Here is a 20,492-nt window from a genome sequence, read left to right as displayed (position 1 = left end):
ATGGCGCAAATGACAATGGTTCAAGCGATCACCGATGCGCTGCGCATCGAGATGAGAAACGATCCGAACGTGCTGGTGTTTGGCGAAGACGTTGGGGTCAACGGCGGCGTATTCCGGGTGACCGAAGGGTTGCAAGCTGAGTTTGGCGAAGAACGTGTGTTTGATACGCCGCTGGCCGAATCGGGGATCGGCGGTTTGGCGATCGGCTTGGCCTTGCAAGGGTTTCGCCCAGTGCCGGAAATTCAGTTTTTCGGGTTCGTCTATGAGGCGATGGATGCGATTTGCGGACAAATGGCGCGCATCCGCTACCGCACTGGCGGCCGCTACCATGTTCCGATTACGATTCGTTCGCCGTTTGGCGGCGGCGTCCATACGCCGGAATTGCACTCAGACAGCTTAGAAGGGCTCGTCGCCCAACAGCCGGGCTTGAAAGTCGTCATCCCGTCGACGCCGTATGATGCGAAAGGACTGCTCATCTCGGCGATCCGCGACAACGATCCGGTGATTTTCCTTGAGCATTTGAAGCTGTACCGCTCGTTCCGCCAAGAGGTGCCGGAAGGAGAGTACACGATTCCGATCGGCAAAGCGGACATTAAGCGCGAAGGGAAAGACATTACGATTATCGCGTACGGGGCCATGGTGCATGAATCGTTAAAAGCGGCGGCAGAATTAGAGAAGGAAGGCATTTCTGCCGAAGTCGTCGACTTGCGCACCGTGCAGCCGCTCGATATTGAGACGATCATTGGTTCGGTCGAAAAAACGGGCCGCGCCATCGTCGTGCAAGAAGCGCAACGGCAGGCCGGCATCGCCGCCAACGTCGTTGCTGAAATTAACGAGCGCGCGATTTTAAGCCTTGAGGCGCCTGTATTGCGCGTCGCCGCGCCGGATACCGTCTATCCGTTCGCGCAAGCGGAATCGGTATGGCTGCCGAACTTTAAAGACGTGATCGAGACGGCGAAAAAAGTGATCCATTTCTAATGTGGATAAGTCCGGGGGAGCGAGGCGCCTTCCCCCGCTCATTTTCGGCAAACGATAGGAGGTCGACCTACAGTGGCATTTGAATTTAAGTTGCCGGATATTGGCGAAGGCATTCACGAAGGCGAGATTGTCAAATGGTTCGTCAAGCCGGGCGATGAAGTGAACGAAGATGACGTGTTGTGCGAAGTGCAAAACGACAAGGCGGTCGTCGAGATCCCGTCTCCGGTCAAAGGAAAAGTGCTTGAGATCCTCGTCCCGGAAGGAACGGTGGCGACGGTCGGGCAAACGCTCATTACGCTCGATGCGCCGGGCTATGAAAACATGACGTTTAAAGGACAAGAACACGAAGAAGTGAAAAAAGAGGAAAAAGCGGAAACGGTGTCGAAAAAGGAAATGGTTGAGACCGCTGCTCCGAGCGCACCGGCGGCCGAAGCGGAAGCCGACCCGAACCGCCGCGTCATCGCGATGCCGTCTGTGCGCAAATATGCGCGTGAAAAAGGCGTCGATATCCGCCTCGTCCAAGGCACGGGGAAAAACGGCCGCATTTTGAAAGAAGATATTGATGCCTTCCTCGCCGGCGGCGCGAAAGCCGCGGCTGAGCCGACGCCGCAAGCGGCGGAAGAGAAGGCAGCGCCGCAAGCGCCAGCGGCGAAACCGGTTGTGCCGGAAGGCGAATTCCCGGAAACGCGCGAGAAAATGAGCGGCATCCGTCGGGCGATCGCCAAGGCCATGGTGCATTCGAAACATACGGCCCCGCACGTGACGCTGATGGACGAAGCCGATGTGACGAAGCTTGTTGCTCACCGAAAAAAATTCAAGGCCATTGCCGCGGAAAAAGGCATCAAGCTGACGTTCTTGCCGTATGTCGTCAAAGCGCTTGTTTCCGCGCTGCGTGAATATCCGGTGCTGAATACGTCGATCGACGATGCGACGGAGGAAATTATTCATAAGCATTACTACAACATCGGCATCGCCGCTGATACGGATCGAGGGTTGCTCGTGCCGGTCATTAAACATGCCGACCGGAAGCCGATTTTCGCGCTGGCGAAGGAAATCAACGAACTCGCTGAAAAAGCGCGCGAAGGCAAACTGATGCCAAACGAAATGAAAGGCGCATCGTGCACGATCACGAACATCGGCTCAGCCGGCGGGCAATGGTTTACGCCGGTCATCAACCATCCGGAAGTGGCGATTCTTGGCATCGGCCGCATTGCCGAAAAACCGATCGTCCGCGACGGTGAAATTGTCGCTGCTCCGGTCTTGGCGCTCTCGTTGAGCTTTGACCATCGGATGATCGACGGAGCGACGGCGCAAAAAGCGCTCAACCATATCAAGCAGCTGTTAAGCGATCCAGAATTATTATTAATGGAGGCGTAAAACGATGGTAGTTGGCGATTTTGCAATTGAAACAGAAACGCTCGTCGTTGGCGCCGGCCCTGGCGGCTATGTCGCCGCCATCCGCGCCGCACAGCTCGGCCAAAAAGTGACGATTGTGGAAAAAGGAAATTTGGGCGGCGTCTGCTTAAACGTCGGTTGCATCCCGTCCAAGGCGCTTATCTCGGCAAGCCATCGCTACGAGCAGGCGAAGCATTCCGAAGAGATGGGCATCAAGGCGGAAAACGTCACGGTTGATTTCTCGAAAGTGCAAGAATGGAAAGCGAGCATCGTCAAAAAATTGACGGGCGGCGTCGAAGGACTTCTCAAAGGCAACAAAGTCGACATCGTCAAGGGGGAAGCGTACTTCGTCGACGCCAATACGGTGCGCGTGGTCAACGGCGATAGCGCGCAGACGTATACGTTTAAAAACGCGATTCTGGCCACCGGTTCGCGTCCGATCGAGCTGCCGAACTTCAAGTTTTCCGGCCGCATTCTCGACTCGACCGGTGCGCTCAACCTCGGGGAAATCCCGAAATCGCTCGTTGTCATCGGCGGCGGCTACATCGGCATCGAACTCGGTACGGCTTACGCCAATTTTGGTGCGAAAGTGACGATTCTTGAAGGGGCCGGTGAGATTTTATCCGGCTTTGAAAAGCAAATGGTGTCCATCATTAAGCGCCGTCTGAAGAACAAAGGGGTCGAAGTTGTGACGAATGCGCTCGCAAAAGGAGCCGAAGAGCGTGCAGACGGCGTGACGGTCACGTATGAGGCGAACGGCGAAACGAAAACGATCGACGCCGACTATGTGTTGGTGACGGTCGGCCGCCGACCGAATACAGATGAACTTGGTCTTGAACAAATCGGCATCAAAATGACGAACCGCGGCTTGATTGAAGTGGACCAACAATGCCGGACAAGCGTGCCGAACATTTTCGCCATCGGCGACATCGTTCCAGGCCCGGCGCTTGCTCATAAAGCGTCGTATGAAGGGAAAGTGGCGGCGGAAGCCATCGCCGGCCATCCGTCGGTAGTGGATTACATCGCCATTCCGGCTGTGGTCTTCTCCGATCCGGAATGCGCCTCGGTCGGCTACTTTGAACAACAGGCGAAAGAGGAAGGCATCGACGTCATTACGGCGAAATTCCCGTTTGCCGCCAACGGCCGCGCTCTGTCACTCAACGATACGGACGGTTTCCTGAAGCTTGTCGTCCGCAAAGAAGACGGCGTTGTGATTGGAGCGCAAATCATCGGCCCGAACGCCTCGGATATGATCGCCGAGCTTGGGCTGGCCATTGAAGCCGGCATGACGGCGGAAGATATCGCGTTGACGATTCATGCCCACCCGACGCTTGGCGAAATCGCCATGGAAGCGGCGGAAGTGGCGCTTGGCACGCCGATTCATATCATTGCGAAGTAACGGAAAACGAAGGTGCCCCAAACACAGCGGGGCACCTTTTTCCTGCGGTGCAATAAGCAGGGAACATCATCCAGAAGCAAGATGATTGGCAGAAAAGAAATGAATCTGCGGCGACAGCTGTATGTTCGCCTGTTGCTGCGCCCGGTCGACAGTCTTTTGTCCAAAGGAGCGGCCTGGTCCATTTCTTGTCCAATTTCCCATACTATTTTCCGCTCTCGCTTCATATCGTTATGGTAAAGAACAAGCGGGAGATGGAGTTGAAATGAAAGCTTACGTTGCATTTTTGATGCAGATGATGATTTGGAGCAGTTTCTCATTGATCGAGTGGCTGTCAGGAAGAGACCGCCTGTTTTTCCGCGGGCTGATGCTGTGCATCTTTATGTACATCGCGTTTTTGCTGGCCCGCCAGCTCGGCTTGGCGACGCGCAAGGCGGCGCTGACGACGATTGGGACGGCGGCGGTGTACTTTGCCGGTCAGCATGTCATTTGGCAGGCCGTTCAATAAAAAACAGCGGTCGAATGCCCGCTGTTTACGCGCTGCCAAACACCATTGTCCGGCCGCTGAACAAGTGCAGTTCACCGCCGAGCGTTTTCGCCAGCCATTTGCTGAATTCATTGGCCTTCCCTTTATCCCCATGCGTCGCCCCCGGCGGCAGTGCGATGTCAATGAATGTCTCTTCTCCAGCTGTTCGCACGGAAATCGCCATCCCTTTGTACAAGCGGCCGTCGCCTTGCAAGTAGAGAACGGATTCGTGTATGCGGACCGTATACGGGAAAGCGGCCTGTTCGTACGCCCAACCAAGCTGTTCCCCTGTCTTTTTGAGCGCCATCTGGTAGCGCTCGAGCAGCTGTTTGACGTCCTCGATGGTCATCGTTTTCCCCGCAGGCAGCTTTAGATCGGTGTTCATCATTCCTTCCCCTCCCACCATTTCCATTGCGTCTTTATCCTTATTGTACCATATGTTGGCGGACAATAAATGGAAAAAGGGCGTTTTCAAAAAAGTTCTTTTTTATTAAATGTGATATACAAATTAGGATTGACAATTGAAATGTGATATATTATTATGAAATCAACAAGCGAATTTATCATCACAAAGGGGTTTTGGGGATGGGCACGATCGTATGTCAAACGTGTGATGCGACGATTGCGTATTTCGAAGATGAAAAAGTGACGACGCTTTATGGGAAATGTGATTGCTGCGAGCATGACAATGAGGGCGGAGAAAAAGAATAAAACGGTCAAACCGATGGGGGAAAGGAACGGATAGAGGCGCGCATGTCGACAAGTCACATGCGCGCCGTTTATTTTTGGCAAACAAGCACAAGCCAGGCAAACCGGCTTGTGCGGTCAGCGGATCGGTTTATATTCCTTAATGACACGCAACGTCTGCAGCGTGTCGTCTTCCGGCCCTTGGACAGGGAGGCCGGCAGCCAAGTTCGTCTCAATATACTTCAAGTTTTCTTCCGTGATGATTTCGCCTGGAATAAAAATTGGAATGCCAGGCGGATACACCATCACAAATTCGGCGATGATTCGGCCGGCCGATTCGTGAAACGGCACGACTTCCGTTTCGGCGTAAAACGCATCGCGCGGCGTCAAGGCGAGCGCCGGGATGTCCGGAAGGAGCACTTTCGGCTTGATCCCTTTCTCTGCCTGATGGCTGAACTGCTTCGACAAGCGGCGGAGCGCTTCAACGAGCAGGCTCGCCTCCCGTTCGGTATCGCCCGGGGTGATGATGCACAAAATGTTGTATAAATCGGAAAGCTCGACTTCAATGTTGTACGTTTCGCGCAGCCACCGTTCGACGTCATGGCCGGTCAGCCCGAGCTCTTTAACCGAAATGATGAGCTTTGTCGGATCGTAGTCGTACGTTGCTTCCGTGCCTAAAATCTCTTCGCCGACGCAGTACAAATATGGAATCTCGTTGATTTGCCGGCGCGTCCAGTCGGCGAGTCGAATGGCTTTGTCGATGAGTTCACGCCCTTTCGTCGCCAACTGTTTGCGGGCGACATCAAGCGAAGCGAGCAACAAGTACGACGTTGAAGTCGTCGTCAGCATGCTTAAAATCGCCTGCACGTGTTTCGCGGAGACGAGTCCTTCGCGCACATTCAAAATCGAGCTTTGCGTCAGCGATCCGCCGAGCTTATGGACGCTTGTCGCCGCCATATCGGCGCCCGCTTGCATCGCTGAGAGCGGCAAGTCCTCATGAAAATGAATGTGCACGCCGTGCGCTTCGTCGACAAGCACCGGAACGTTGTACGAGTGGGCGATATCGACGATTTTTTTCAAATCGCCGGCAATGCCAAAGTACGTCGGGTTGATGACGAGCACCCCTTTGGCGTCCGGGTGCTGGCGGAGCGCTTTTTCCACTGCTTGCGGCGTAATGCCATGGGAAATGCCAAGCTCCTTGTCGATTTCGGGATGAATGAAAATCGGCGTCGCTCCAGAAAAGACAATGGCCGACATGACCGATTTATGGACGTTGCGCGGCACGATGATTTTATCGCCCGGCCCGGCGACCGACATGACCATCGTCATGATGGCGCCGCTCGTTCCTTGCACGGAAAAAAACGTATAATCGGCGCCGAACGCTTCGGCAGCGAGCTCCTGCGCCCGTTTGATCATCCCTTTTGGATGGTGCAAGTCATCGAGCGGGCTGATGTTGATTAAATCAATCGCCAAGGCGTTGTCTCCGATGAAAGCGCGAAACTCCGGATCCATGCCGGCCCCTTTTTTATGGCCGGGAATGTGAAATTGAACCGGATTTTTTTTCATATGCTCCAACAAACCGGTAAACAATGGTGTCTCGAGTTGCGACAATGGTTTTTCACACCTCTTTATCTCGAGGATAAAACAAGTGCATTATAGCATGGATTTTTCCGTTTGCAAAGAAGAAATGAATGGACGCTGAAAAAGGAAAACAGCGGTTCAAGAGAGAAATAAAAGAAAGACAAAACAAAAAGGGGGCGTTATCGAAATGAAATGGAGAACGAGGGTGACAGAGCTGCTCGGCATTACATATCCGATCATTCAAGGGGGACTCGCTTACTTGGCGTACGCTGATTTGGCCGCAGCGGTCTCGAACGCCGGTGGGCTCGGACAAATTACGGCGATGTCGCTCGATGGACCGGAGCAACTGCGCGAGGAAATCCGCAAGGTGAAGGAAAAAACCGATCGGCCGTTCGGCGTCAATTTCGCCATTGGCCAGCACGGCCGCCCGTTTGCTCATATGCTTGAAGCAGCGCTTGATGAGGGGGTGCCGGTCGTTTCGGTCACCGGCGGCAATCCAGCGCCGTTTTTTGAACAATTGAAAGGAACGAACGTGAAAAAGCTCGTGCTCGTTGCCGCCGTCCGCCAAGCAGTGAAAGCAGAGGAGCTCGGTGCTGATGCGGTGATGGTCGTCGGTCAGGAAGGGGGCGGGCATCTCGGCAAATACGATACTGGCACGTTCGTCCTTATTCCGAAAGTCGTTGACTCCGTATCGATTCCGGTCATCGCCTCGGGCGGCATCGCCGATGGACGCGGGTTGATGGCGGCATTGGCGCTTGGAGCGGAAGGGATTGAGATGGGAACGCGGTTTATCGCCACGAAAGAATGCGTTCATGCTCATCCCGCATATAAAGAAATGATTCTCAACGCCACCGAAAACGATACGGTCATCATTAAACGGTCGCTCGGGGCGCCAGGGCGGGTGCTGGCCAACGCCTGGGCGGAAAAAATATTGGAAATCGAGCGCCAAGGCGGTACGTATGATGATTTAAAAGAATATATTAGCGGAGAAGCGAACCGGCGCTTCATTTACGAAGGAAAGGTGGACGAAGGATTCGCTTGGGCCGGGCAGGCGATCGGGCTCATTCACGACGTTCCGTCCGTCGCTGAGTTGTTTGCCCGCATGATTGAAGAGGCGGAACAAATTCGGCGCCGTTGGGCAAACTAACGGTGGAGGTGGAACAATGGGTTATTCCTATCCATTTTCCTACGACTGGTCAACACAAGAAATCATTGATGGTCATAGTTCCCCTGGGATTATCGCTGTGGTATAATTCGAGCCACAACGGAAGCGCGGTAGGTAAACGCACAAATTAGTTGCATACACCCCTTTTTCCACATAATATAATATAAAACAAAATGAAGCAGCACATTCGTGACGGGCGCCGGAAGTTTAGCGGATGATAGGGAAAGGGGTGCGGACGAATATGAAAAAAACCGCCAATTCGCTGAAGCGACCAGATGGAGACAAACGCATGGCGGTGTTGCGGCTCGAACTCGATTACGAATTAGCGACGCTGTACGAGGCCATGATGGAAAACGATGAAGAAAAGAAAAAAGAGTGCAAACGGCGGCTTGAAAAGCTGCGCCAAGAACTGATGCGCCTTCAAGTATGATTCTGATTCAAGGCGAACCATCTTTCCGGTTCGTTTTTTTCTTGAGCGGTGTCCGCCCCCGTTCCGGTTGCGATCTATACATAACCGAAGGCAGGAGGAATCAATATGGCAGAAAAATGGGAAGAAATCGACCGATACGCCCGGCAATGGATCGACGAAGCAGGAAAGCGCATCCGCGCCTCGTTTGCAAAACAGCTGACGGTGGAAGCGAAAGAGAACCCGAACGACTTAGTGACGAACGTTGACCGCGCCATTGAGCAATTTTTCGCCGAGCACATCCGCCGCCAGTTCCCCAGCCACCGCCTGTTGGGGGAAGAAGGATTTGGCGACCGGATCGATGCCTTGGACGGCGTTGTTTGGGTGATTGACCCGATCGACGGCACGATGAATTTCGTTCATCAGCGGCGCCATTTTGCTGTATCGATCGGCATTTTTGAAGATGGCATCGGACAGCTCGGCTACGTGTATGACGTCGTGTTTGACGAACTGTATGCGGCGCAAAAAGGGCGAGGGGTGTTTTTGAACGGGGAGCCGCTTGGCCTCCTGCAGCCCGCGCCAGTGACGGAGTCGATCATTGCCATCAACGGGACATGGCTCATGGAAAACAAGCGCCTCGACCATCGCCCGCTCATGAGGCTGGCGAAAGAGGCGCGCGGCACGCGCTCGTATGGTTCAGCGGCGCTTGAGCTCGCGTATGTTGCCGCCGGCCGTTTGGACGCCTACATTTCGCCGCGCCTGTCGCCGTGGGATTTCGCCGGCGGGATGATTTTGATTGAAGAAGCGGGCGGAATGGTGACGACCCTTGACGGGAAGCCGCTGGATCTGCTTGGCCGCAATTCGGTGCTTGCTGCGAAACCTGGGGTGCACGAAGAAATTTTGCGGCGCTATCTTCACGATTGATGGGGCGCGAAATCGCGAAAACGGGACAAGCATCCAGCTTGTCCCGTTTTTCAACGCGTCCGTTTTTTATGGGCGAACCCGGCGCCCATGGCGGCGATAAAGATGAGCGTGGAAGCGGCGATGCCGATCAAACTTTGCTCGGCGATGAAGACGCCGATCGCCATGATGGCGGCGACGGCAAGAATGGCGAGCAACAGAGGTACAGGCTCGATCCGTTTCATTGGGTTGACTCCTTTCTGGCAAAGTGGGCGTCTTTTTCTAGTGTACCGGAAAACATGCCGATTTTCTATCGGTTGTGATATAATAGACAAGCAGTTTGCCGAACAGGAGTGACCGACATTGACGAACAAACGAATCGATCTTCGCAATATCGCGATCATCGCTCACGTCGACCATGGGAAAACGACGCTCGTTGACCAGCTGCTTCGGCAGTCAGGGACGTTCCGCGAAAACGAACAAGTCGCGGAGCGGGCGCTTGACCGCAACGATTTGGAGCGGGAGCGCGGCATTACGATTTTGGCAAAAAACACTGCTGTCTTGTATAAAGGAACGCGCATCAACATTTTGGATACGCCGGGACACGCTGATTTCGGAGGGGAAGTGGAGCGGATCATGCGCCTTGTCGACGGCGTCTTGCTTGTCGTCGATGCGTATGAAGGCTGCATGCCGCAGACGCGGTTTGTGCTGAAAAAGGCGCTTGAGCAGCAGCTTGTGCCGATCGTCGTCGTCAACAAAATCGACCGCGAATTTGCTCGGCCGGCGGAAGTCGTTGATGAGGTGCTCGACCTGTTTATCGAACTTGGTGCTTCTGAGGAGCAGCTCGAGTTTCCAGTCGTGTACACATCAGCGCTGCGCGGGACGGCAAGCCTCGATCCGGATCGCCAGGACGGTGACATGACCGCCTTGTTTGAGACGATCATCGAGCATATTCCGGCGCCGGCGGACAACCGCAGCGAACCGTTGCAGTTTCAAGTGGCGCTGCTCGACTATAATGAATATGTCGGACGCATCGGCATCGGCCGCATTTTCCGCGGCACGATGAAAACAGGCCAGCAAGTCGCTCTCTTAAAGCGCGACGGTGCCGTCAAGATGTTTCGTGTCACGAAGCTGTTTGGTTTTATTGGGTTGAAGCGGATTGAGATTGAAGAAGCGCACGCTGGCGACATCGTCGCGGTCGCCGGGATGGAGGACATCAATGTCGGTGAAACGGTTTGCCCGCCCGATCATCAAGAGCCGCTGCCGCCGCTTCGCATCGATGAGCCGACGTTGAAAATGACGTTTCTCGTCAACAACAGCCCGTTTGCGGGGCGCGAAGGCAAATACGTGACGGCGAGAAAGCTGGAGGAGCGGCTTCGCACCCAGCTGGAGACGGATGTCAGTCTGCGCGTTGAGCCGACCGAGTCGCCGGATGCGTGGATTGTCTCCGGCCGCGGGGAGCTTCATTTGGCGATTTTGATTGAAAGCATGCGCCGCGAAGGATACGAACTGCAAGTATCGAAGCCGGAAGTCATTCTAAAAGAGATTGACGGTGTCACGTGCGAGCCGATCGAGCGGGTCGTCATTGACATCCCGGAGGAATATACGGGAGCGATCATGGAGTCGCTCGGCAGCCGCAAGGGCGAGCTCGTCGATATGGTGCACGGCGACAACGGGCAGGTGCGTCTCGTCTTCCTTGTGCCGTCGCGTGGCTTGATCGGCTATCGGAGTGAATTTATGTCGTTGACGCGCGGATATGGAATTTTAAACCATTCGTTTGACCATTATGCCCCCGTGCAGCCTGGCGCCATCGGCGGCCGCCGCCAAGGGGTGCTCGTCTCGATGGAAACCGGAAAGGCGACGGCTTACAGCATCATGCAACTTGAGGATCGCGGCGCCATTTTTGTTGAGCCGGGCACTGAAGTGTACGAAGGGATGATCGTCGGCGAGCATAACCGCGAAAACGACCTGGTCGTCAACATTTGCCGCGAAAAACATGTCACCAACATGCGTTCATCGACGAAAGAACAGACGGTGACGATGAAAAAGCCGCGTCTGTTGACGCTTGAAGAAGCGCTCGAGTATTTGAATGATGATGAATATTGTGAAGTGACGCCAGCCTCGATCCGGTTGCGCAAAAAAATCTTGAATAAAAGCGAGCGTGAAAAGGCGGAGAAGAAAAAGAAAGCGGTTGAGCAGGCGAAATAGCCGGAAGCGCCATGCGCGCGTCTTTAGTTTGCGAACAATCGAAAACGCCTTGGAGAAGGGCGCTATTAGGATGAACGGGAGGGGAATGATGTGAATGTGCTCGAACGGCTCACGTTTTTCGCCTCGCTTTATAAGGTGCACGATCATCCCGAGCGAGGTATGTGGCTATTGTATGTGACAGTGTTGTTGCTTGCCGCGCTTGTGTATCGACTCGGTTTTGCCCGCCGCCTGCCGCTGTTGAAAAACGTCATCATTTACGTCTTGCTGGCGCTTGGCTGCACGGTTTTGACCTTTTTTGCCGTCTTTTTGCCGGTGGCAGAAGGATTGGCCGTCGCCGCCCTCGTATTAATCATTTATAAAGTGCGCCTGAAGCAGGCGAAAGAGGGAGAAAAGTCATGAAATCCGTGCAGGATGCCCTTTATAACTGGCTGACGATCCACATCGTCGCCAAAGCCCGTCCGCACGATGCGGCGGCGCGCGATACGGCCTCGTTTTTCCGCGCCATCTTGGAAAACGACTTTGGTGTGACGGCCGTAGACGCCGTCAAAGATGAAACGAATGGGCAATACATCGTCGAATATGTGCGCGGCGGGGAAACAAAGGCGGCGTGTTTCCCGCTTGAGCTGGCTGAGGCGATGTGGCGGCAGATCGAAGCCGAACCGGAAAAGTATGGATGATGACAACCAAAAAGGCGCGGAAAAGCGATCGCTCTTCCGCACCGTTTTTTTTTTTTGCAGGATCACCAATCATCGTCTGCGCGGCGGCCGCGATAGAAGCGGAACTTTCCTGTTGCCAGCCGCTGTTTCGTTTTTTCGGCGATGCGGTCGTGGCATTCGCGGCACATGTACGTGTGGATCGGGCGGTTGCGCAGCCGCTTGGCGAGCGGCGATTCATCGTCGATCGTATCGATTTGGTCGCAAAGCACGCATTTGACTCTCATTGTTCACCTCAATACATCCAAACGCGAAATGGTAGAGTGTTCTTTCGTTCCCATTATACCACATTTCCCGCCATCGTTTGTTGATTCAAATGCATTTCACTCCCGCTTTCCTCGGAAATGAGCCGCGCTTTCTGTTCCATTATAACCCACACAGAAACCGTTTATCGATTTAAATGTTCATTCGATTGCTTGTTTTGCTGTTCGTTCAGTTGCCGCTCCTCCCGTTCGTTCAGCTGTCCGTCATTTTCTTCGGTCGGCTTCGGCGTCGTTTCAAACAAGTCGCTCGGCACTTCCGGCATCACTCGTCCGACGATGTCGGCGATTTCGTTCATGAACGCTTGCACCGGCCTCCCCTCATCGATTTGCCGGCCGATGTTGCGCACGCGGGTGTAAAGATCTGGGTCAGCGACAATAATAGCGTTCGCGCCGTACGGATCTTTTTGCAATGCTTCGGCGACGGAATATTTGATGGTGCCGACGCGCGAGGCATCCATATTGGCGCCGACGTCAATGCCGACGATGGCATATTTGCCGACGACGAGCGCGGCGGCATTGTGAACGTTTGGAACACGGTCGGCGATTTCTGCAAGCCGGCGGGCGATCTCTTGCCCGGATTTATTCTCGATGCGTTCATCGACTGTATTTTTGACGCGCACGAGTGAACGATTGGACTCGTTCGCTTCATGATCGTTTCCAAACGTGCAGCCGCTGAAAATCAAAAGGGGGAGGAAGAAAACGGCGAGCCAGCAGTTTCTCTTCATAATGGGCCACCTCGACTTTTTTTCTTTAGTTTGCAAATGTCCTTCTATCTTTATACATGTTTTCATATGTTGTATTACAGCCATTCCCATCCAACGGAAAAACATGAAAAACTCACATGGGGGGAAGCGGAATTTGGGAAAAAAAATTTACGTGCTCGATACGAACGTGCTGTTGCAAGATCCGTATTCGATTTTCGCGTTTGAGGATAATGAGGTCGTCATTCCAGCGGTCGTGCTTGAGGAAGTGGATTCGAAAAAGCGATATATGGATGAAATTGGTAGGAATGCCCGCCAAGTGTCAAAGCTCATCGACCGTCTGCGCGAAAACGGCAAGCTGCATGAAAAAATTCCGCTTGAAAACGGAGGGGCGCTTCGCATTGAGTTGAACCATCGTTCGTTTCATCAACTGCAAGAAATTTTTGTCGAAAAAACAAATGACAACCGCATTCTGGCGGTGGCGAAAAATTTATCGCTTGAAGAGCAGGCGAAGGAAGATGGACGCTCTGTCATTTTGGTGAGCAAGGATGCGCTCGTGCGCGTCAAAGCGGATGCCATCGGGCTGCAGGCAGAAGACTTTTTAAGCGACCGCGTCGTTGATGTCGACCATATTTACAGCGGATTTTTGGAGCTGTACATAGGAAAGGACCACCTGCAGCGGTTTTACGACAAAGGGGAGCTCGTGCTCGCTGATATCGCCGACCACCCGTTTTATCCGAACCAGTTCATCATTATGAAAGACGCGTTTGGCAGCTCGGCGTCAGCGATTGGCATTGTCGACCAAAACGGCAAAAAAGTGAAAAAGCTCATCTTCCATCACGAACATATATGGGGCATTCGCCCGCGCAACGTGCAGCAGACGATGGCGTTTGAGCTTCTCATGCGCGACGACATTCCGCTTGTGACGCTAATCGGCAAAGCCGGAACGGGCAAGACGTTGCTTGCCCTTGCCGCGGGGTTGATGCAAACGGAAGATTTGCGCACATACAAAAAATTGCTCGTCGCTCGGCCGATTGTGCCGATGGGGAAAGATCTCGGCTTTCTGCCGGGGGAAAAGGAAGAAAAGCTGCGCCCGTGGATGCAGCCGATTTTTGACAACTTGGAATACTTGTTCAACACGAAAAAACCGGGGGAGCTCGATGCGATTTTAGCCGGCATGAGCTCGATTGAAGTGGAGGCGCTCACGTACATCCGCGGCCGGAGCCTGCCGGAGCAGTTTATCATCATTGATGAGGCGCAAAATTTAACGAAGCATGAAGTGAAGACGATTTTGACACGCGTTGGGGAGAAAAGTAAAATCATTTTAATGGGCGATCCGGAACAGATCGACCATCCGTATTTGGATGAATATAACAACGGGTTGACGTACGTCGTCGAAAAGTTTAAAGACCAAAAAATCGCCGGCCATATCCGGCTCGTCAAAGGGGAGCGTTCGGCGCTCGCACAGCTTGCCGCTGATTTGCTGTAGCTAGGCGTTCCTCAGAGCATCCGCCGTTAAAGAACGGGTGCCAGGCGCGCGGCCCGACGCCGCGAACGTTTCGAAAGGCGCCCGCCGCCTGGGGCGCTGTGGAAAACATCTGGGGTCAAAGCGCTTAAGGCGGTTGAAGGCGTCAAAAGCTCAAACACCGGGCCGCCCCTTCATGGGGCGCCCGGTCATCGGACGACGAGCCGACGCACATGAGTAATCGGCGCCTCGCGGTTGGAGCCGTCGCCAAAATAAATGTGCACCGGACCGTCGTCGCGCAACGGTTTTCCGTTTTGGGAAAAAGCGAAAATCAGGTCGTACGCCTTTTCCAGAGGGATCACGGTTTCTCCATGTTCCGTCTCAATGACAAGTTCAGACGCGTCTTCATGCGGCTCAGCGTTTCGCAAAAATGGGGCGAACGGCATGCCGAACGAGCCGGTGATGATTTTCTCCTTCAAAAAGCGCCGCTCCGTTTTCAACGTCGGCGGAAAAACCGCGCCCTCTTGAATTTCCCGGTCCCAAAATGCCGACAGCTTTTTGATTTCCTCGTCCTCTTGCTCCGCTTCCGTCGGCTGTGGAGCCGGCTCCGAAAAATACGCATCCATGTCCACTTTCCGGTCGTCGAAAATCCAGACGCCGGGGTCAAGCGTGATCGTAAACTTCACCTTTCCTGTCAGCACAATAATATCGTTCATGAAACACCTCTCCTCTGCATGTTCCCACCGTTTTTAGTATAATAATAATGAAAGAGCTTGTCATGTTCCAGGCCCGGTTGCTGTCAACGGTTTCAACTTGCAAAATGGCTTGTTTCACGTTAAGATGTAAAGAAGGATAGGGGAGAGAACGGAGGGATCGATGTGACGGACGAATCGATGAGCTATCGGGAGAAGGCGTACGCGCTTTTACAAGCGGATGCAGAGAAAATCATCCAACTCATCCGCGTGCAAATGGACCATTTGACGATGCCGCAATGTCCGGTGTATGAAGAAGTGCTTGACACGCAAATGTTCGGGTTGTCACGGGAAATTGATTTTGCGGTGCGCCTCGGGCTTGTGGAGGCGAAAGACGGAAAGGCGCTCCTTGACCGGCTTGAGCGCGAACTTTCCACGTTGCACGAGGCCGTGGCCAAAAAGCGCGTGCGATAAAGGATATATAAAACAACTCAAACGATTGGTTTCCCGTCGTTTGAGTTTTTCTGTTTTTCGGCAGGAAAACAGCGCGCCGCTGCGAATGATTTTAAGTACATACATGTTCACAGGGAAGAGGAACGATGGAACGACAATTATGGAAAAAAGTATTGAAGTGCTATGATTATCCGCTGATCACCGCGGTCATCATGCTGTCGTTGTTCGGATTGATTATGGTGTACAGCTCAAGCATGGTCACCGCTGTCATCCGCTTTGAAGTGCCAAGCGACTATTTTTACGAGCGGCAAAAACTGTGGCTGATTGCCGGATTCATCGCGTTCGCCATCATGATGGCGATTCCGTATAAAGTGTGGCGGGCGGAGCGATGGGTGAAACTCGTCTTTTTTGCTTCTCCATTGATGCTGATCGCCGTCGCTTTTCTCGGCCATACGGCCAACAACGCAACAAGCTGGTTTCGCGTCGGGGCGCTTTCGATCCAACCGGCGGAGCTCGCGAAGCTCGGTCTGATTTTATACTTGGCCGCAGCGTTCGCCAACAAGCGGAAGCGGCTGGCCGAGCCGGCGAAAAGCAATTTGTTCCCCATTTATTATACATTGGTGATTTGTTTCCTGATTGCCATACAGCCTGACTTCGGAACGGCGGCGATCGTGTTTGCCATCGCGATGTGCATCATTGTTTCGTCCGGTTTGCGCCTCGTGTTGCTTCTAAAGCAGCTGCTTTTTTTTACATTGATCGGGACGGTGCTGTCACCGTTTTGGCTCCCGGTTGCCGGCAAAAAAATTTTTTCTCCTGAACGGGTATCGCGTCTTTACAGCTTTTTGGATCCATTTCAATACGCAAACGGCGATGGCTACCAGCTCGTGAATTCGTATTTGGCGATCGGGCTTGGCGGGCTGAAAGGAGTGGGGCTTGGCAAAGGCATTCAAAAATACGGCTACCTGCCAGAGTCGCACACCGATTTTATTATGGCGGTCATCGCCGAAGAGCTCGGCTTATTTGGTGTAGCGTTCACGCTTGGGTTATTGGCGTTTATCGTGCTGCGCGGGCTTTGGATTGCCCGCCGCTCCCACGATGCGTTTGGGAGCCTGCTTGCGATCGGCATCTCCGTCATGATCGGCTTTCAAACGTTCATTAACGTTGGTGGGGTCGTTGGCCTTATTCCGATTACAGGGGTGCCGCTGCCGCTCGTCAGCTATGGGGGAACGTCGCTTGTCCTGACCATGGCTTCGCTCGGTCTGCTTGTGAACATTTCTATGTTTGCAAAGTACGAACAACGGTATAAAAAAGCGGAAAAAACGATGGTCAGCAAACAGAAAAGAGGTCTGACTTTTTAGAAAGTGTATTTACAAATCGGCAAAACTTTTATACTTTTATTAAATAAAGGAGGAGGGACAGAATGAGGACAAGACGAATTCGCAAAGTGCTGGCAGCCAACCGCGGAGAGATCGCCATTCGCGTTTTCCGCGCCTGCACGGAGCTTGATATCCGCACCGTGGCGATTTATTCGAAGGAAGACGCCGGATCGTACCACCGCTACAAAGCGGATGAGGCGTATTTAGTCGGGGAAGGGAAAAAACCGATCGAAGCGTACTTGGACATCGAAGGCATCATTGAGATCGCCAAAGCCCACGATGTTGATGCCATCCACCCGGGATATGGGTTTTTGTCGGAAAACATTCAATTTGCCAAACGGTGCCGCGAAGAGGGGATTATTTTCATCGGCCCGAATGAAGAACATTTGGATATGTTCGGCGATAAAGTGAAAGCGCGGCATGCGGCCATGAAGGCGGGCATTCCGGTCATCCCGGGCAGCGACGGACCGGTCGGCGGCCTTGAGGATGTCGTCCGCTTTGCCGAGACGCACGGATACCCGATCATCATTAAAGCGGCGCTTGGCGGCGGCGGCCGGGGCATGCGCATCGTCCGCTCAAAGTCGGAAGTGAAGGAAGCGTTTGAGCGGGCTAAGTCGGAAGCGAAAGCGGCGTTTGGCAGCGATGACGTTTATGTCGAAAAGCTGATTGAAAAGCCGAAGCATATTGAAGTGCAAATTTTGGGCGACCACGAAGGAAACATCGTTCACCTTTATGAACGCGACTGCTCGGTGCAGCGCCGCCATCAAAAAGTCGTGGAAGTCGCGCCGAGCGTCTCGTTGTCGGACGAGCTGCGCGAGCGCATTTGCGAGGCGGCGGTCCGGCTCATGAGAAGCGTCGGCTACGTCAACGCTGGCACGGTTGAGTTTCTCGTCTCCGGGGATGAGTTTTATTTCATCGAAGTCAATCCGCGCATTCAAGTTGAGCATACGATCACCGAAATGATCACCGGGATTGACATCGTCCAGTCGCAAATTTTAATCGCCGACGGATTTTCGCTCCACAGCCCGGAAGTCGGCATTCCCAAGCAGGAGGACATCCGCATCAACGGCTACGCCATTCAGTCGCGGGTGACGACGGAAGACCCGCTCAACAACTTTATGCCGGATACGGGAAAAATTATGGCGTACCGTTCCGGCGGCGGTTTTGGCGTGCGCTTGGACGCCGGCAATGGCTTCCAAGGGGCGGTCATTACGCCGTATTACGATTCGCTGCTCGTGAAAGTGTCGACATGGGCGTTGACGTTTGAGCAGGCGGCAAGAAAAATGTTGCGCAACTTGCGCGAATTCCGCATCCGCGGCATTAAAACGAACATCCCGTTTTTGGAAAACGTCGTGCAGCATCCGAAATTTTTGTCAGGGGAATACGATACGTCATTTATCGATACGACGCCGGAATTGTTTGTATTCCCGCGCCGAAAAGACCGCGGGACGAAAATGCTTACGTACATCGGCACCGTGACGGTCAACGGCTTCCCTGGCATCGGCAAAAAGAAAAAGCCGGTGTTTGACAAACCGCGCGTGCCGAAGGTGAGCCAAACGGAACCGATCCCAGCGGGAACGAAGCAAATTTTGGATGAACGCGGACCTGAAGGGCTTGTTCGCTGGATCCAGGAGCAGCCGCGCGTGCTCTTGACCGATACGACGTTCCGTGACGCTCATCAGTCGTTGTTGGCGACCCGCGTCCGCACGATCGACTTGTTGCGGATCGCTGAGCCGACGGCGCGTTTGCTGCCCAACTTATTCTCGCTTGAGATGTGGGGCGGGGCGACGTTTGATGTGGCATACCGCTTTTTGAAAGAAGATCCGTGGGACCGGCTGCTCAAGCTGCGCGAGCGCATCCCGAACGTGCTGTTCCAGATGCTTCTTCGCTCGGCCAACGCCGTGGGGTATAAAAACTATCCCGACAACGTCATCCGCGAGTTCGTTGAAAAATCGGCGCAAGCCGGCATTGATGTGTTCCGCATTTTCGATAGCCTAAACTGGGTGAAAGGGATGACGGTGGCGATCGATGCCGTCCGGCAAAGCGGCAAAATCGCCGAGGCGGCTATTTGCTATACAGGCGATATTTTGGACCCGAACCGGCCGAAGTATAATTTGGATTATTACAAAGCCTTGGCGAAAGAGCTCGAGCAAGCCGGTGCGCACATTTTAGGCATTAAGGATATGGCCGGCCTGTTGAAGCCGCAGGCGGCGTACGTGCTCATTTCCGCGCTCAAGGAAACGGTCGACATTCCGATCCATTTGCATACGCATGACACGAGCGGCAACGGCATTTACACGTACGCCAAAGCGATCGAAGCCGGCGTCGATATCGTCGATGTCGCCGTCAGCTCGATGGCCGGCTTGACGTCGCAGCCGAGCGCCAATACGCTCTACTATGCCTTTGAAGGAACGGAGCGGGCGCCGGAGGTCGATATTTACAGCTTGGAGCAGTTGGCCCGCTATTGGGAAGACGTGCGCAAATTTTATCAGGAGTTTGAAAGCGGTATGAACGCCCCGCATACGGAAGTATATATGCATGAGATGCCAGGCGGCCAGTACAGCAACTTGCAGCAGCAGGCGAAAGCGGTCGGCCTCGGCGATCGGTGGGATGAAGTGAAAGAAATGTACCGCCGCGTCAACGACTTGTTCGGCGACATCGTCAAAGTGACGCCATCATCGAAAGTTGTCGGCGACATGGCGCTTTACATGGTGCAAAACAACTTGACGGAGCAAGACATTTTTGAACGCGGCGAAACGCTCAATTTCCCAGACTCGGTCGTGGAGTTTTTCGAAGGCTATTTAGGCCAGCCGCACGGCGGGTTCCCGAAAGAGCTGCAGCGCATTATTTTGAAAGGGCGCGAACCGATCACCGTTCGTCCGGGCGAGCTGCTTGAGCCGGTTGATTTCGAGCAAATCAAGCGGGAGCTGTATGACAAGCTCGGCCGCGAAGTGACCGACTTTGACGCCATTGCCTATGCGCTTTATCCGAAAGTGTTTTTGGAATATGCCGAAACGGTGGAAAAATACGGCGATATTTCAGTGCTCGATACGCCGACGTTCCTGTATGGCATGCGCCTTGGCGAAGAGATCGAAGTGGAGATCGAGCGCGGCAAAACGCTGATCGTCAAGCTCGTGTCGATCGGCCAGCCGCAGGCGGACGGCACGCGCGTCGTTTACTTCGAGCTGAACGGCCAGCCGCGCGAAGTCATCATCCGCGATGAAAGCATCAAAGCGGCCGTCGCTGAGCGCATCAAAGCCGATCGGACGAATCCGAACCACATTGCCGCCACGATGCCGGGCACGGTCGTGAAAGTGCTCGTGGAGAAAGGGGAAAAAGTTGACAAAGGCGACCATTTGATGGTTACGGAAGCGATGAAGATGGAAACGACGGTGCAGGCGCCGTTTGCCGGCATTGTCAAAGATATTTACGTCAAAAGCGGCGATGCCATTCAAGCGGGGGATTTGCTAATTGAGCTGTCCAAATGAAACTGTCCATCGCGCGCAAAAAGAGGGTGTCCCAAAAGGATCGGGATACCCTCTTTCGTTGCTCTATATACGTGCTGACTGCTTCTGCTGCACGATAGG

The 20,492-nt window shown here is 53.8% G+C and carries 21 protein-coding genes; 15 read left to right on the top strand and 6 right to left on the bottom strand.

All coding sequences use genetic code 11. The features are described from left to right. The 4 genes from pdhB (at position 1) to ABS784_RS01615 (ending at position 4,277) form a co-directional block, all read left to right on the top strand. Positions 1-978 (top strand): pyruvate dehydrogenase complex E1 component subunit beta, encoded by a 978-nt coding sequence (gene pdhB / locus ABS784_RS01630; RefSeq protein ID WP_352511222.1) that lies wholly within the window; start codon positions 1-3, stop codon positions 976-978. A 72-nt stretch (positions 979-1,050) separates the two neighbouring features. Then, complete coding sequence (locus ABS784_RS01625) at positions 1,051-2,355, top strand: dihydrolipoamide acetyltransferase family protein (protein WP_013145897.1); 1,305 nt, start codon at positions 1,051-1,053, stop codon at positions 2,353-2,355. A gap of 4 nt (positions 2,356-2,359) precedes the next feature. Beyond that, positions 2,360-3,772, top strand: a complete 1,413-nt coding sequence (lpdA, locus tag ABS784_RS01620) for a dihydrolipoyl dehydrogenase (RefSeq protein WP_011230561.1) — start codon at positions 2,360-2,362, stop codon at positions 3,770-3,772. Between the two features lie 262 nt (positions 3,773-4,034). Further along, positions 4,035-4,277 carry a hypothetical protein gene (locus ABS784_RS01615; RefSeq protein ID WP_011230562.1) on the top strand — a complete coding sequence of 81 codons (243 nt, stop codon included), beginning with the start codon at positions 4,035-4,037 and terminating at the stop codon, positions 4,275-4,277. Positions 4,278-4,302: 25 nt separating this feature from the next. Here the strand turns inward: ABS784_RS01615 and ABS784_RS01610 are convergent, their stop codons facing one another. After that, complete coding sequence (locus tag ABS784_RS01610) at positions 4,303-4,683, bottom strand: DUF1885 family protein (RefSeq protein ID WP_013145895.1); 381 nt, start codon at positions 4,681-4,683, stop codon at positions 4,303-4,305. Positions 4,684-4,880: 197 nt separating this feature from the next. Between ABS784_RS01610 and ABS784_RS01605 the strand changes: the two genes are divergently transcribed. Further along, positions 4,881-5,006, top strand: coding sequence for a GapA-binding peptide SR1P (locus ABS784_RS01605; protein WP_011230564.1), 126 nt, complete (start codon positions 4,881-4,883; stop codon positions 5,004-5,006). A gap of 114 nt (positions 5,007-5,120) precedes the next feature. Here ABS784_RS01605 and ABS784_RS01600 read toward each other — a convergent pair whose 3' ends face one another. Then, positions 5,121-6,593 (bottom strand): aminotransferase class I/II-fold pyridoxal phosphate-dependent enzyme, encoded by a 1,473-nt coding sequence (locus tag ABS784_RS01600; protein ID WP_011230565.1) that lies wholly within the window; start codon positions 6,591-6,593, stop codon positions 5,121-5,123. 157 nt (positions 6,594-6,750) lie between these two features. Between ABS784_RS01600 and ABS784_RS01595 the strand changes: the two genes are divergently transcribed. From ABS784_RS01595 to ABS784_RS01585, 3 genes are all read left to right on the top strand, one after another. Then, a complete protein-coding gene (locus ABS784_RS01595) occupies positions 6,751-7,710 on the top strand; it encodes an NAD(P)H-dependent flavin oxidoreductase (RefSeq protein ID WP_011230566.1) in 960 nt (319 codons plus the stop codon). 259 nt (positions 7,711-7,969) lie between these two features. Further along, positions 7,970-8,158, top strand: a complete 189-nt coding sequence (locus ABS784_RS01590) for a hypothetical protein (protein ID WP_011230567.1) — start codon at positions 7,970-7,972, stop codon at positions 8,156-8,158. 105 nt (positions 8,159-8,263) lie between these two features. Continuing rightward, the gene (locus tag ABS784_RS01585; protein ID WP_011230568.1) at positions 8,264-9,058 is read left to right on the top strand and encodes an inositol monophosphatase family protein; all 795 of its coding nucleotides are present in this window, start codon (positions 8,264-8,266) and stop codon (positions 9,056-9,058) included. A 50-nt stretch (positions 9,059-9,108) separates the two neighbouring features. On the opposite strand, the gene ABS784_RS01580 is transcribed toward ABS784_RS01585, so the two are convergent. Next, entirely contained in the window at positions 9,109-9,279 is a 171-nt protein-coding gene (locus tag ABS784_RS01580; protein WP_011230569.1) for a DUF5325 family protein, read from the bottom strand. A 118-nt stretch (positions 9,280-9,397) separates the two neighbouring features. Here ABS784_RS01580 and typA point away from each other — a divergent pair, with 118 nt between their 5' ends. From typA to ABS784_RS01565, 3 genes are all read left to right on the top strand, one after another. Continuing rightward, positions 9,398-11,242 (top strand): translational GTPase TypA, encoded by a 1,845-nt coding sequence (gene typA / locus ABS784_RS01575; protein WP_033025018.1) that lies wholly within the window; start codon positions 9,398-9,400, stop codon positions 11,240-11,242. Between the two features lie 90 nt (positions 11,243-11,332). Further along, a complete protein-coding gene (locus ABS784_RS01570; RefSeq protein ID WP_011230571.1) occupies positions 11,333-11,641 on the top strand; it encodes a YlaH-like family protein in 309 nt (102 codons plus the stop codon). Then, on the top strand, positions 11,638-11,919 hold the full coding sequence (locus ABS784_RS01565) for a hypothetical protein (RefSeq protein WP_011230572.1): 282 nt from the start codon (positions 11,638-11,640) through the stop codon (positions 11,917-11,919). The genes ABS784_RS01570 and ABS784_RS01565 overlap by 4 nt, the downstream gene beginning before the upstream one ends. A gap of 62 nt (positions 11,920-11,981) precedes the next feature. On the opposite strand, the gene ABS784_RS01560 is transcribed toward ABS784_RS01565, so the two are convergent. Beyond that, a complete protein-coding gene (locus tag ABS784_RS01560) occupies positions 11,982-12,182 on the bottom strand; it encodes a YlaI family protein (RefSeq protein ID WP_011230573.1) in 201 nt (66 codons plus the stop codon). A gap of 161 nt (positions 12,183-12,343) precedes the next feature. Beyond that, positions 12,344-12,943: a YhcN/YlaJ family sporulation lipoprotein gene (locus ABS784_RS01555; RefSeq protein ID WP_011230574.1), complete on the bottom strand. Its 600-nt coding sequence runs from the start codon at positions 12,941-12,943 to the stop codon at positions 12,344-12,346. 103 nt (positions 12,944-13,046) lie between these two features. Here ABS784_RS01555 and ABS784_RS01550 point away from each other — a divergent pair, with 103 nt between their 5' ends. Beyond that, a complete protein-coding gene (locus ABS784_RS01550; protein ID WP_015731675.1) occupies positions 13,047-14,408 on the top strand; it encodes a PhoH family protein in 1,362 nt (453 codons plus the stop codon). 185 nt (positions 14,409-14,593) lie between these two features. Here ABS784_RS01550 and ABS784_RS01545 read toward each other — a convergent pair whose 3' ends face one another. Beyond that, complete coding sequence (locus ABS784_RS01545; protein ID WP_011230576.1) at positions 14,594-15,100, bottom strand: molybdopterin-binding protein; 507 nt, start codon at positions 15,098-15,100, stop codon at positions 14,594-14,596. Between the two features lie 162 nt (positions 15,101-15,262). On the opposite strand from ABS784_RS01545, the gene ABS784_RS01540 reads away from it, so the two are divergent. From ABS784_RS01540 to pyc, 3 genes are all read left to right on the top strand, one after another. Next, positions 15,263-15,550, top strand: a complete 288-nt coding sequence (locus tag ABS784_RS01540; protein WP_011230577.1) for an Fpa/YlaN family protein — start codon at positions 15,263-15,265, stop codon at positions 15,548-15,550. Positions 15,551-15,675: 125 nt separating this feature from the next. Continuing rightward, positions 15,676-16,887, top strand: coding sequence for a putative lipid II flippase FtsW (ftsW, locus tag ABS784_RS01535; RefSeq protein WP_011230578.1), 1,212 nt, complete (start codon positions 15,676-15,678; stop codon positions 16,885-16,887). 62 nt (positions 16,888-16,949) lie between these two features. Continuing rightward, positions 16,950-20,393, top strand: a complete 3,444-nt coding sequence (gene pyc / locus ABS784_RS01530; RefSeq protein ID WP_352511214.1) for a pyruvate carboxylase — start codon at positions 16,950-16,952, stop codon at positions 20,391-20,393. The last annotated feature ends 99 nt before the right edge of the window (positions 20,394-20,492 follow it).

This window comes from Geobacillus sp. G4 (assembly GCF_040327975.1).
Classification (GTDB): domain Bacteria; phylum Bacillota; class Bacilli; order Bacillales; family Anoxybacillaceae; genus Geobacillus; species Geobacillus thermoleovorans.
This window is presented reverse-complemented; position numbering and strand designations above follow the sequence as displayed.